Origin of the sequence: Rhizobium mayense (genome assembly GCF_030272705.1) — a bacterium.
Taxonomy (GTDB): Bacteria; Pseudomonadota; Alphaproteobacteria; order Rhizobiales; family Rhizobiaceae; genus Rhizobium; species Rhizobium mayense.
The window spans coordinates 100336-112837 of sequence record NZ_JARFYM010000010.1; the positions used below are offsets into that span (position 1 = coordinate 100336).

General features: G+C 59.8%; 13 protein-coding genes. 4 read left to right on the top strand and 9 right to left on the bottom strand.

Features of this window, described 5'->3' with window-relative positions:
* Nucleotides 1-16: 16 nt before the first annotated feature.
* Genes PY649_RS14515 through PY649_RS14525 form a run of 3 tightly spaced genes read right to left on the bottom strand, consistent with a single transcriptional unit; the run spans nt 17 to nt 2081 of the window.
* Nucleotides 17-793: an SDR family oxidoreductase gene (locus PY649_RS14515; RefSeq protein WP_285869177.1), complete on the bottom strand. Its 777-nt coding sequence runs from the start codon at nt 791-793 to the stop codon at nt 17-19.
* Nucleotides 794-814: 21 nt separating this feature from the next.
* Nucleotides 815-1678: a MurR/RpiR family transcriptional regulator gene (locus PY649_RS14520; protein ID WP_285869178.1), complete on the bottom strand. Its 864-nt coding sequence runs from the start codon at nt 1676-1678 to the stop codon at nt 815-817.
* Nucleotides 1679-1691: 13 nt separating this feature from the next.
* Entirely contained in the window at nt 1692-2081 is a 390-nt protein-coding gene (locus tag PY649_RS14525) for a RidA family protein (protein WP_285869179.1), read from the bottom strand.
* A gap of 112 nt (nt 2082-2193) precedes the next feature.
* Here PY649_RS14525 and PY649_RS14530 point away from each other — a divergent pair, with 112 nt between their 5' ends.
* Genes PY649_RS14530 through PY649_RS14540 form a run of 3 tightly spaced genes read left to right on the top strand, consistent with a single transcriptional unit; the run spans nt 2194 to nt 5283 of the window.
* Nucleotides 2194-2676: a hypothetical protein gene (locus tag PY649_RS14530; protein ID WP_285869180.1), complete on the top strand. Its 483-nt coding sequence runs from the start codon at nt 2194-2196 to the stop codon at nt 2674-2676.
* 11 nt (nt 2677-2687) lie between these two features.
* On the top strand, nt 2688-4178 hold the full coding sequence (locus PY649_RS14535) for a M81 family metallopeptidase (protein WP_285869182.1): 1491 nt from the start codon (nt 2688-2690) through the stop codon (nt 4176-4178).
* A 1-nt stretch (nt 4179) separates the two neighbouring features.
* Complete coding sequence (locus PY649_RS14540; RefSeq protein WP_285869183.1) at nt 4180-5283, top strand: D-TA family PLP-dependent enzyme; 1104 nt, start codon at nt 4180-4182, stop codon at nt 5281-5283.
* Between the two features lie 101 nt (nt 5284-5384).
* On the opposite strand, the gene PY649_RS14545 is transcribed toward PY649_RS14540, so the two are convergent.
* The 6 genes from PY649_RS14545 to PY649_RS14570 form a co-directional block, all read right to left on the bottom strand.
* Nucleotides 5385-6542, bottom strand: a complete 1158-nt coding sequence (locus PY649_RS14545; RefSeq protein WP_285869184.1) for an ABC transporter ATP-binding protein — start codon at nt 6540-6542, stop codon at nt 5385-5387.
* An 85-nt stretch (nt 6543-6627) separates the two neighbouring features.
* On the bottom strand, nt 6628-7857 hold the full coding sequence (locus tag PY649_RS14550) for an extracellular solute-binding protein (protein ID WP_285869185.1): 1230 nt from the start codon (nt 7855-7857) through the stop codon (nt 6628-6630).
* A gap of 34 nt (nt 7858-7891) precedes the next feature.
* Complete coding sequence (locus tag PY649_RS14555; protein ID WP_285869186.1) at nt 7892-8749, bottom strand: carbohydrate ABC transporter permease; 858 nt, start codon at nt 8747-8749, stop codon at nt 7892-7894.
* Nucleotides 8746-9630, bottom strand: a complete 885-nt coding sequence (locus PY649_RS14560) for a carbohydrate ABC transporter permease (protein ID WP_285869187.1) — start codon at nt 9628-9630, stop codon at nt 8746-8748. The genes PY649_RS14555 and PY649_RS14560 overlap by 4 nt, the downstream gene beginning before the upstream one ends.
* Nucleotides 9631-9643: 13 nt before the next feature.
* Nucleotides 9644-10804, bottom strand: coding sequence for a Gfo/Idh/MocA family protein (locus tag PY649_RS14565; RefSeq protein ID WP_285869188.1), 1161 nt, complete (start codon nt 10802-10804; stop codon nt 9644-9646).
* Between the two features lie 199 nt (nt 10805-11003).
* On the bottom strand, nt 11004-11336 hold the full coding sequence (locus PY649_RS14570) for a hypothetical protein (RefSeq protein WP_285869189.1): 333 nt from the start codon (nt 11334-11336) through the stop codon (nt 11004-11006).
* Nucleotides 11337-11617: 281 nt separating this feature from the next.
* Between PY649_RS14570 and PY649_RS14575 the strand changes: the two genes are divergently transcribed.
* Nucleotides 11618-12469 (top strand): glycosyltransferase family 25 protein, encoded by an 852-nt coding sequence (locus PY649_RS14575; RefSeq protein WP_285869190.1) that lies wholly within the window; start codon nt 11618-11620, stop codon nt 12467-12469.
* The last annotated feature ends 33 nt before the right edge of the window (nt 12470-12502 follow it).

Here is a 12502-nt window from a genome sequence, read left to right on the forward strand (position 1 = left end):
CTTTAACAACAAGCGTTCAATAATGATCGGACTGTGAAAATGTGTGGGCGAGCTCCGCCTGCCCCGCCGTCAGGCCGCAATCGACCGGCAGGCAGACGCCGGTGATGGCAGCGGCGAGCGGGCCGGCGAGAAAGGCCACCGCATTGGCGACGTCTGCGGGATCGACGACGCGCTGCAGCGGATACCAGCGGCGAGCCTCTTCGAAGACATTCGGGTTGGCGTTGGCGCGAGCCTCCCAGGCCTGGGTGCGCACCGTGCCCGGCGCGACTGCATTGGCGCGGATGCCGAACTTGCCATATTCGACCGCGACCAGCCGAGTGAAATGCAAGAGCCCGGCCTTGGCGGCGCTATAGGCGGGGTGGCCGAAAACCGCCATGCCGTTGACCGAGGCAATGTTGACCAGCGATCCCTTCGACGCCTTCAGCATGTCCTCGACAGCGCGGAAACAGAGGAAGGCGGCTTCGAGATTGAGGGCATTGTCGGCGCGCCAGATATCCGGCGTCGTGTCGTGCAGGCTGACGGCGCGGGCCGCACCCGCATTGTTGACCAGGGTCCTGACCACGCCCAGCCCCGCGGCAACCTTCGCCATCTCGGCAGTGTCGATTTCACTGGTGACATCGGTTTTCAGGGCGGCGAAGCGTTCTGCCGGGCCTAGCTCCTCCGCAGCCTTTCGAGCGGCGGAGGCATCGATATCGACGAGCAGGACCACATCGTGATCATCGGCGAGACGGCGGGCAATGGAGCGGCCGATATCGCCGGCGGCTCCGGTGATGATGGCGACGGATCTGTTCATGCTTCTGCCCCATGATGCGTTCTAATCCCCGAGAAGCTGGCGGTCGTCGCCGTCGCGATGGGTCACGAGCTGCTGCTTGATGCGACGCAGCGTCACCGTCGCTTGCGGCTGGATGCGGTAAGCGACAAGGCTTGCAAGAATATCCACCACCGCGAGATAGGCGATGCGCGTCGAGGTCGGGCGATAGATATTGTTGCCCTCGGGCAAGTCGATCGGCACCGTGATGTCGGCGGCAAGCGCCACCGGGCTGTGGCTCTGCGTCAGCGCGATCGTCGGCACCTTGGCTTCGCGGGCAAGCATGAAGGCCCGCACCAGCTCGGCATTGCGGCCCGACAGCGACGAACCGATCAGTACATCCGTCGGCTTCGCGGCCGCGGCCATCATCAACTGCATGCTGTGGTCGGAACTGGCGGTAACGCGCAGGCCAAGGCGGAAAAGCCGGTTCTGCAGTTCGCTCGCGATCATGGAAGAATTGCCGCCGGAGCCGAAGGCATAGATCATCTCGGCGCCGGCAAGCCTGTTCGACGCCTGTTCGATGGCCGGGATGTCCAGCCCGCGATGCAGCAGGAACAGAGCATTCTGCGCCTTGGTGATGATGTCCTGGGCGACATCCGCCGGCGCGATGCTCTTCGGCTCGGGCTTGAAGTAGCGCATGCCGACATAGGCGGTGCGGGCAAGCTGTACCTTGAAATCGGAAAAGCTCTCGCAGCCGAGGCGGCGGCAGAAGCGGGTCACGGTCGGCGGCGAAACATCCGCCTTGCCTGCGAGCTCGACAATGGAGGCGTTGACCGCGAATTCGAAGTCGTTGAGGACGATGTCGGCAATGCGGTTTTCCGACTGCGACAACCGCCCCCTTTCCTCCTGCATGGTCGTGAAAATATCCACGAGCTTCCCCGTCCTACGCTTCCGGCGTCTTATACGCGATGCAATCGATCTCCACCTTGCAATCCACCATCATCGACGACTGCACGCAGGCGCGCGCCGGCGGATGGGCGCCGAAGTAGTCCTGGTAGATCTTGTTGAAGCTCCAGAAATCGCGGGGATCGTCGAGCCAGACGCCAACGCGGACGACATGCTCGACGTCGTAACCGGCCTCATGGAGAATGGCGATGAGATTGCCGATCGCCTTATGGGTCTGAGCGACGATGCCACCATCGATGATCTCGCCATCTTCCATGGCGACCTGGCCGGAAACATGGAGCCAGCCATTGGCTTCGACAGCGCGCGCAAAGGGCAGCGGCTTGCCACCCGCACCCGTTTGGCCAGTGCCATAACGCTTGATGGACATTTTCGAATCCTGCAAATTATTTTCTTGATACGTTGACAAATGACCATAGAAAGCAGAATTTGGCCAGTGAAAATCGCAGTTTATGAAAAGAATTTCAATACTGGCTGACACAATGCGCGATCCCTTTAAAAATCCCTTCCCTGCCGACGATGCCGCCCGGCGTGCGATCTGGGAGATGCTTGTGCCGCGCGACATCGACGCCTTTCTCGCCGCCGACTGGTCGCTGGTATCGGACGATTTCGTGGAAGACGGCTTTATCGGTATCGATGGCCGCCGTGAGGTCAGTCCCGACAAATGGCGCCTCGCTTTCCCGACGCTTGGCGCCTATCGCGACGAATGGTTGCGGCAAGCACGCGACTTCGCCGGCCAATCCTTTGCGGAAGACCCGCGCACCGCCATCTTCACCACGACGACACTGGAAGACATCGAGATCGAAGGCGAGATGGCGCTGGTGCGCAAGAAATTCGATGGCAGCCTGAAGAAGACGGACGGCGTCGATGTACTGAAATGGCAGACGCTTTATTATTGCCGCCTGCATGAAGGCCGCTGGAAGATTTCCGGCTTTACCGGTTACCTGCCGAACCCCATGGAATAGAGGCGACGGCGTTGCGCATTTTCACCGCGGTGCTCGCGACAGAGACGAACACTTTTTCTCCGATCTGCGTCGATCGGCGCGCCTTCGAGGCTTCCCTCTATGCGCCGCCGGGCACGCATCCGGAGACGCCGACGCTCTGTTCGGCGCCGATTACCGTGGGCCGGCGGGTGACCGCGGAAAAAGGCTGGGAACTGATCGAGGGGACGGCCGCCTGGGCCGACCCGGCCGGCTTGGTGAACCGCGGGGCCTATGAGGATCTGCGTGACGAAATCCTCGACCAGCTTCGCGCCGCCATGCCGGTCGACGCGGTCGTACTCGGGCTGCACGGCGCGATGGTTGCCGACGGCTATGAGGACACCGAGGGCGATTTTCTCACCCGAGTCCGCCAAATCGTCGGGCCGAACATCCTTGTCTGCGCTGAACTCGATCCGCATAGCCATCTGACAAAAAAGCGTGTCGGAGCAGCGAATTTCTTCGTTTATTTCAAGGAATTCCCGCATACGGACTTCGTCGATCGCGCCGAAGACCTCTGGCGCATCGCCGTCGATACGCTGGAGGGCCACGCAAAGCCGGTCATGTCCGTCTTCGATTGCCGGATGATCGACGTCTTTCCAACCTCGCGCGAGCCGATGCGCTCCTTCGTCGACAAGATCATGACGATCGAGAAAGATGATGCGGATATCCTGTCCATATCCGTGATCCATGGTTTCATGGCCGGTGACGTGCCGGAAATGGGCACGAAGCTGCTGGTCGTCACCGATAATAAGCCGGATAAGGGTTCCGCCCTCGCCCGTGAACTCGGTTCGGAGCTCTTTTCCAAGCGCGGCACCTTCATCATGCCGCAGATCGACGAAAAGCAGGCGGTGGCCGAGGCCATTGCCGCCTGGTCGGGGGCAGCCCGTTCGGCTCCCGTCGTCATTGCCGATGTATGGGACAATCCCGGCGGCGGCACGGCGGGCGATGCGACCGTTATCCTCGAAGAGCTGCTCGCCCGAGGCGCACGCGACACGGCGATCGGCACGATATGGGACCCGATGGCAGTGCAGATCTGCATGGCGGCCGGGGAAGGCGCGGAAATTCCGCTGCGATTCGGGGCGAAATCGGCGCCGGGCACCGGCAATCCTGTCGATGGGATCGTCAAGGTCGTGCGCCTCGTCGCCAATGCCGAGATGCGCTTCGGCGAAAGTTTCGCGCCATTCGGCGATGCCGCGCATATCGAACTCAACGGCGTCGACATCATTCTCAACTCAACGCGCGCCCAAAGCTTCGATCCGAGCCTTTTCTCCGTGATGGGCATCGATCCTACGCGGAAGAAGATCCTCGTGATCAAGTCGACCAATCACTTCTACGCTTCCTTCTCCAAGATCGCGTCGGAAATCCTTTACTGTTCGGCCGGAACGCCCTATCCGAACAATCCGGCGCGCACGCCCTATCGCCGCGCGCCGAAGGACATCTGGCCGTTGGTTGCCGACCCGCACACGGCAAAAGAGGGAGTTGCCTGATATGGCACATGATATCGTCTCGGAGATCAGCCCCAAGCCTGGCGACCGCATCGACGATCTCTCGACACCGCGCCCGATCATCGACGAAGACCGCATGGCGGCGAATATCGCCCGCGTGCAATCCTATATGGACACGCATGGGCTGAACTTCCGGCCGCATATCAAGACCCACAAGATCCCCGCGCTGGCGAGCGCCCAGGTGGCGGCAGGCGCCAAGGGGATCAATTGCCAGAAGATCACCGAAGCCGAAGTGTTTGCCGATGCCGGCTTCGAGGATATCCTCATCACCTTCAATATCATCGGTCCCGAGAAGCTCGTCCGCCTTACTGCCCTGAACGATCGTGTCGCCGGGCTGAAAGTGGTCGCCGACAGCACAGCTACGGTCGACGGCTTGTCAACCCATTTAGCAACCCGCAAACCGCTCACCGTGCTGGTGGAGTGCGATACCGGCGGCGGGCGCTGCGGCGTGCAGTCGCCGCAAGAGGCCGCGGCATTGGCCCAGCATATCGCCGGCAAGCCGGGCCTGATTTTCGGCGGCCTGATGACTTATCCGAAGCCGAACAGCGCTGCCGCCATACAGGCCTTTCTGGCGGAGACCATGACTCTTCTGAAACGCGACGGCGTCGAATGCCCGATCGTCAGCAGCGGCGGCACGCCGAGCCTTTACGAGGCGCATCTGGTAACGGCGGCCACTGAGCACCGTGCCGGGACCTATATCTACAATGACCGCTCCATGGTGCGCGCAGGCCATTGCGGCGAAGACGACTGCGCCATGCATATCCTCGCGACCGTCGTCTCGCGCCCGACGCCGGACCGCGCCGTCATCGACGCCGGTTCCAAGGCACTGACCTCGGACCTTCTCGGCTTTTCGGACTATGGCGCCGTGGTCGGTTATCCGGAAGCCGTCATCACGAACCTCTCGGAAGAGCATGGGGTGGTCGATCTTTCGAAATGCAGCGGGCCGCGTCCAGCGATCGGCGACAAGATCCGCATCATCCCCAACCACACCTGCGTCGTCTCCAACCTGTTCGACCGCATGGTGTTTCACCGCGACGGCTTTGTGACTCGCGTCGAGGATGTCGCCGCGCGCGGGCTGGTCTGGTAGGTGACGACGCCCTTCTGCCCTCGGGGAAGAATGCGCCCGCCCTTCGACAGGCTCAGGAAGCGGATGAGGGGGCGTCGCTCTAGCGCCGCGTCAAATCTGCGCTACGCGCGACCTTCCTCCAACTTGGACGTAGGTGTGCTCAGCCACTCCATATCGATATCCGTCAACTCCACCTTGCGTTCGAAAGCCATGCCATTCTCATCGAAAAGATGGCAGTCGGCGATGCGAAAGCCTGTGACCAGCGGCACGTCCGTGCGGATGGCAACGCTTCCGGGCAGCGTAGCGCAAAAATTCTCGCCGCTATAACGTTCCAGCGCCGCATAGGCGACCGTCTGCGCGCCCAGCCGCTCGATCACGGTCGGCATGACTGTCAGCGATATATCGCCACCGCCGAGCTGCACATGCTCCGGCCGGATGCCGAGCGTCAGCTGCTTGCCGACAGCGACATCTCGTGGCCTCACCGGCAGCAGCGCCGTCTGGCCCTTGTATTCCACCTCGACGCCTGCCTCGGTGAGGCCCTTGCACGTCACCGGCAGGAAATTCATCTTTGGATTGCCGATGAAGCTGGCGACGAATTTATTTGCCGGCTTATGATAAAGCTCCAGCGGCTCGCCCGTCTGGGCGATTTCGCCGGCGTTGAGGACGACGATCCGGTCGGCCATGGTCATTGCCTCGACCTGATCGTGTGTCACATAGATCATCGTCGCCTGCAATTGATGGTGCAGCTTGGCAAGCTCGATGCGCATATCAGCGCGCAGGGCCGCGTCCAAGTTCGACAACGGTTCGTCGAACAGGAAGATCTTCGGCTCACGGACGATCGCGCGGCCAATGGCGACGCGCTGGCGCTGGCCGCCCGACAGCATGCCGGGCTTTTGCTGCAGGCGTTGGTCGAGATGGAGGATTTGGGCGGCGCGCTCCACCCTGGCCTTGAGTTTGTCTTCCGCCATTCTCTCGACGCGCAAGGGAAAGGCGATATTCTCGAACACCGTCATATGCGGATAAAGGGCATAGGACTGGAACACCATGGCGATGCCGCGCTTGACCGGCGGTAGGTCGTTGACGCGCACACCGTCGATGACGATGTCGCCGCCGGTGACATCGTCGAGCCCGGCGATCATCCGCAGCAAAGTCGACTTGCCGCAGCCGGAGGGACCGACGAAAACGACGAACTCGCCGTCCGTCACGTCAAGCTCAACGCCTTTGATGACTTCGAAGTGGCCGTAAAATTTCTTGACCTGCTTGAGGTGAAGCTGTCCCAAAAATCTGTCTCCGCGCGGCGCCGCCATAAGGCGGGCGGGGCTCAAGAGGCCGCGCGTGTTGCGCGCGGCCCGGCGATTTGCAGGCCTATTTATATTGCTCGAGGTCCGCGGCTGCCTTCTTCAAGGCATCCGCCGGCTGGGCCTTGCCGGTCACAACGGACTGGACCATCTCGATCATGACATTCTGGAAGCCCTTATAGTCCTTGAACAGCGGCTCCGGACCACCATAGCTGATGCCGTCGATGAACGGCTTCCAGAAGGGATCCTTCTTCTCGAACTCGTCTACCAACGGAGATGGACGCAGGGGCGTCAGACCGGCGCCGCCCTGAAGTTCGTATTCGGCCTGCGGACCGGGAGAGGTGATGAACTTCGCGAATTCGATCGCCTTGTCCTCAACGCCAGTGCCTTTGAATACAGCAAGACTATCGGTGATGAGCAGCGTGCCCTGGCCCTTGGCCGAAGGACCGAGCGGCAGCGGTGCGACGCCCCAGTTGATCTTCGTATCCTTCAGGCGATAGGCAGCGCCCGACCCCGCCTGGAGCATGCCGACCTTGCCGTCCAGAAAGATGGCGCGCATTTCGTTCTGCTCGTAAGCCGTGGCGCCTTCGACGGAATAAGGGGTGATATCCTTATAGGCCTGAAGGGCGGCCAGCACTTCCGGGCTATCGAGGACAATCTTGTCGCCGTCGATCACCTTGCCGTTGTTCGTGTAAACCCAGTGCAGGAACTGGTGCATTGTGTTGTCGAACGTCTTGGCCGACAAGCCGTAGCCAGGAATTCCGGTCTTTTCCTTGATCACCTTGGCGTCGGCGATTTCCTCGGCCCAGGTTGTCGGCGGCTTTTCCGGATCGAGACCCGCCTGCTTGAAGAGGTCCTTGTTCCAATAGAGCGCCTTGGTCGAGAAGGCGATCGGCACACCCCACTGTTGTCCGTCGGAGGTTACGGTATCGACGATATTCGGATAGTAGCTCTTCTTTTCCTCGTCCGTCATCGGGATCGGAACGATAAGATCGTTTTCCGCGAACTGCTTCAGCGTACGCGAGCCGACATAGGCCATGGCGACCGGGGTACCGGCTGCGGCCAGCGTCGTCGCCTTGTCCTGGCACTGCTCCCAGCCGACGACTTCCGGCTTCACTGCCCAGCCCGGATTCTTGTCTTCCCATTGCTTGATATATTTCACATGGATCGGATCGATGCTGTCGCCGCAATAGATCCAGTTGATTTCCTTGTCGGCGGCTTGGGCATTCACGGCGCCAAGCGCGGTGGAGCCGAGCAAAGCAAGGGCAAGCAGCCCCGTTTTGAAATGAAATTTCACGTTTAAGCTCCCGTTCTCTGGTGGTTGATTGATTTTATTGCTTCACCGCGCCAGCAGTCAGACCGCTGACGAGATACCGTTGCAGAAAGAAGATCACGACCAGAGCCGGCGCGATGCCGACGAAGCTTGCCGCCATGAGTTCGTTCCAGACAACCTCTTGCCGGCCGAAATAAGCGAACAGCCCAACCGGCAGCGGCATGTACTCGGACTTAGAATTAAAGGTGAGCGCATAGATGAATTGCTGCGCGTAGGCGCCGATGAAAGTGGTGATGGCGACGACGGTGATGCCTGGCATGGCGATGGGCAGGATGACGCGGCGCAACGTATAGAAATGGCTGGCGCCATCGACAAAGGCCGCCTCGTCGAGCTCCTTCGGAATGCGCATCATATAGGTGCGCAGCAACCAGATGGCCGAGGGAATGAGGAAGGCGACACCCGGCACGATCATCGCAAAATAAGTGTTGAGCACGCCCATGCTGCGCATCAGCCGGAAAAGCGGAATCAGCAGCACGGCACCGGAAAACATGTTGACCGCCAGGAAGGCGCCGAGCAGCACGCCGCTGCCCCTGAAATCGAAGCGGGCGAAGGCATAGGCCGCCGGCACGACGAGCACCAGCACAACGGCCGTGACGATGGTGGAAATGAAGAAGGAATTGAATATATAGCGGCCGAAGCCCGGCACGCTGATCCACATGGTGCGGTAGGCTTCGAAGGAGCCGTTTTCCGGCCAGAAGCGATAAGGCGACGAGAAAAGCAGTGAGAGCGGTTTCAGCGATACCAGGAAGCCCTCGACGAAGGGCGCCAATACGAAGGTTAGGAATACCAGGATGCCGGCATAGATGCCGATCAGTTCGTACCATTTGTAGCGGTTGATCATCGCCGGATGGCTCATGCCCTGTCCCCCGTGGCAAAACGACTGGTGGTGCGGAAATAGGCAAGGCAGAACAGCGACAGGAAAATGCAGATCAGCACCGCGCGAGCCGCACCCTCGCCATACTTGTACGAGCCGATCGCCGTGCGATAGGTATCGATGATCATTGTCGTCGTCTCGCCGTCCGGGCCGCCGCGCGTCAGGATCCAGATGATGTCGAAGGAATTGAAGGTGGCGATCAGCGACAGCATCGACATCGTGATCAGCGACGGCACAAGGAGCGGCAGCGTGATGCGGCGAAAGCGGTAAGCGCGTCCGGCGCCGTCGGTCCAGGCGGCCTCGTACAGATCCTGCGGAATCGCCTGCATGGCGGCGAGCATATAGAGCGTCACCAGCGGCACGCCGATCCAGACGTCGGTGATGATCGTCGCCCAGAAGGCCGTGTTGCCATAGGCCAAGAAAGCGACCGGGCCGCTGACGAGGCCGAGATTCTGCAGGACGCCGGAAATCATCCCGAACTGGCCGTTATACATCCAACCCCACATGAAGATGCCGATCGCCATGGGCACGATCCAGGGCGGCATGGTCAGAACCCGAAAGAGCGAGCGACCGGGAACCGCCGAATTCAGCATCATCGCCCCGAAAGTGCCGATGATCATCTTGATCGACACCGAAAAGAACGTCCAGACAAAGGTCCGGATGATCACCGAGGCGAAAGTGGCGTTGAAAATCTTCCAATAATTGTCGAAGCCGACCCAGTTCGTCAGTTTCTTCAGCGAGGCGTCGGTGAAGGACAGGATGACGGTGTCGACCAACGGATAGGCGACGATGACGAGGACATAGAGAAGGGCTGGAAGAAGCAGGATCCAGGCGAAGATGACTGTGCTGCGGTGAACACCCATCTTGCGCCTCCCTCTATGCGGCTCGCGATTGCAGGGCTTCGTCGAACCTGTCCCAGATCGGGCGCAGGTCCACGACCGCCCTCTTCATTCGGGCCTCGTCCATGGACAGCGCCAGGATGCCGGCTTCCAGTGCGTTAAGCGTCGAGACCGGCAAATCCTGGCCTGATTTGACATGCGCGATGACATCGGCGGCCATCTGTTCGTCGGCGCCGTAATGCTGGGAAAGCGCCGTTCGTGCCGCGTATTTCTTCTCGATCACCTTATTGCCCGTCAGCATTTCATGAACATTGAGGTAGCCGCGAATAAAGTCGCCCTCAGCCATGCCCCGCGAACCCATGATGGCGAAACGACGGAACTGGTCCGGCACGTTCAGATTGGTGTGAAAATTCATGCCGACGCCGTTGGCGTATTCGATGATTGCGACCTGATAATCGATGATGTCGCCATCGCTGTCGAAGACCTTGTCCGAGCCCATCCAACCGCTAGGCTTGCGATGGAACAGTTCAAGGTCATTGATTCCTTCCCTCGCAGGATCGTTTGCCGGAATGAAGCTCTTTCGTCCTCCGAAGCTGGCGACGCGCTCCGGACGCGCTCCGACCACGCCATTGTAGAGATCGAGGTCATGGCAACATTTCTCCAGCATGAAACTGCCGGAATAATGCTCGTAACGGCGCCAATCCCGCATGAAGAAAGCGCCGTGGTAAGGCTCGATGTGTTCGGCCGCCTCAATCGAAACGATGTGCCCCAGCTTTCCAGCAGCCTGCGCGGCCAAGAGGTCGCGGTACATCGGCGAATAGCGCAGCACGAGGCCGACCATCAGCCGCTCGTGACCATATTTCGCCATCAGATGCGCAAGCTCGATGCTTTGCTCGATGGTGGAGACGATCGGTTTCTCGCAGAAGATCTTCAGACCGGCCTCGAGCCCGAGACGGATATGATCGAGATGCATGTGATTCGGCGAGCCGATCATCAGCAGATCGAGCTTTTCGCCGGCGATCAGGTCCTGGGGAGAAGCATAGGCCTTGCCGGCCGAAATGCCCTGTTCGATCAAGCCGGGTAGGCCCGCCGGTGCCGGATCGACATAGCCCGCTATCTCGAAGCTGTCATCGATCGCTTTGAAAACATAGCCCAGGTACCCCAGACGGAATCCGAGGCCAATGATCCCCACTCGCATACCCGTATCGTTCCCACTACGTAATTTATTTTCGTCAGCTTGAGGCAAATTTTCGCATTCGTCAACGAGGTTCGGGAAAATACTCGAAAGTATGAAATTTATTTTCAGACCGATCCGTGAGAATACACAATCGCTTTCCGGGTGGGCCTTATCGGACCCGGGCTTTACGCCGCTTGATTTTCGCTGGGATCGGCCGCGCCTATCTGTTAGGGCCGTTATATAGCCAATACTGATAGTTCGGCTTGCTGGTGCCTATGGAGATGACGCCGTTCTGCTCGCAGATATAGCCGACGCGCGGCAAATTGCGGTAGAAGACGCCCCCGTGGAAACCGCGTATCCGCACCGTGGTCGTGCGGCACTCGAATTTTTCGTCGGCAGCCATTTTCGGTTCGGTCACCCCCGGAAGGTCCTTGTAGGGATAGACCGGGCGGACATAGGGCTTCGGAAGCAGCGGATTGTCTGCGAAACTCGGCGCGGGCAAGACACTGGCGAGAAGCAAGCCAGCAATGACGATTTTCGCTCTGGTCCACATGGATTCCTAAGACCCTTCCGGCACGCGGGCGCACCGAAGGTGCGTCGCATATCTCAGATATAATGACGCTCGTGCGGAGCGCCAACTGATGGCATCGGAAAATCGCGCTCGGAAACGGATGGGTCGCGAATGTGCATCCGTTCACAGCAAATTACGTTAACGAAAACGCTTTTACTTGAGCCTACATTACAAGCGTGCAATCTAAGTTTGCGAAAAGTAAGGGGCTTGTTATATAGTAGCGCCACTGCCGCTATGGTTTATGGTCGTCTGGATTTCAATTTGTGGGAGTAAAAGTGATTCTCGAGCGGGCTGATCGAATTGTCCAATGCGCGGAGGTACCTAGCGCCGACATTCTGGCACCGCATGTCCGCATTTACGTCATCAATCTCGACCGCTCGCCTGAACGCTGGGAAAGATTGCGTGGGCAGGCGACCCAATATGGGCTCAGCGTCACTCGAATTCCCGCCATCGACGGCAGCACGATTCCGGAAAGCGACCGTGTCGATTTCCAGCAGCGGCAATTCGTCTATCATAACGGGCGCAAATTGCTGGCCGGCGAATATGGCTGCTATCGCAGCCATCTGCTTGCCCTGGAGCAATTCGTCGCAAGCGGCGACAAGATGGCGATCATCATGGAGGATGATGTCGAACTCAGCCATCGACTGATTCCAAGGGCGCTCGCCGCCATGGACAGTGTCTGTGGCGCGCGTTTGGTAAAGCTAGTCAATCATCGTCTGGTCGGCTTCAAGCCGCTATGCGAAACCGCTGAAAAAGACATCGTCGGCCGCTGCATGCACGGACCGCAGGGGTCGGCCGCATGCTACATCGTCAACCGAAAAGCTGCGAAGAAGCTGCTGGTGTCACTGAAACCAATGCTTCTTCCTTATGATGTCGCGCTCGAACGTGGCTGGTCGACAGGGGTGGAGACCTTCACCACGCTCGAAAACGTGGCGGATTTCAGTCCATTCCGTGCCGATACGACGATCGGCAAGCGCGTACATTACCGCGCCGCGAAGCGACATTTTCTGCTGCGAGTCACGGCGCACTGGTTTCGCACTTGCGATCAGCTCCGTCGCTGGGCCTATACCGTGAAGGCCAAGCCCCAATCGTTCGTGGAGAGCGCCGAACGCTGAGGTGATTCGCCTTTAGTGGCAATCGCCTAACGG

Coding starts and splice junctions, on each gene's coding strand:
- PY649_RS14515 (WP_285869177.1), bottom strand. CDS start 793: ATGAACAGATCCGTCGCCATCATCACCGGAGCCGCCGGCGATATCGGC.
- PY649_RS14525 (WP_285869179.1), bottom strand. CDS start 2,081: ATGTCCATCAAGCGTTATGGCACTGGCCAAACGGGTGCGGGTGGCAAG.
- PY649_RS14530 (WP_285869180.1), top strand. CDS start 2,194: ATGCGCGATCCCTTTAAAAATCCCTTCCCTGCCGACGATGCCGCCCGG.
- PY649_RS14540 (WP_285869183.1), top strand. CDS start 4,180: ATGGCACATGATATCGTCTCGGAGATCAGCCCCAAGCCTGGCGACCGC.
- PY649_RS14555 (WP_285869186.1), bottom strand. CDS start 8,749: ATGAGCCATCCGGCGATGATCAACCGCTACAAATGGTACGAACTGATC.
- PY649_RS14560 (WP_285869187.1), bottom strand. CDS start 9,630: ATGGGTGTTCACCGCAGCACAGTCATCTTCGCCTGGATCCTGCTTCTT.
- PY649_RS14565 (WP_285869188.1), bottom strand. CDS start 10,804: ATGCGAGTGGGGATCATTGGCCTCGGATTCCGTCTGGGGTACCTGGGC.
- PY649_RS14570 (WP_285869189.1), bottom strand. CDS start 11,336: ATGTGGACCAGAGCGAAAATCGTCATTGCTGGCTTGCTTCTCGCCAGT.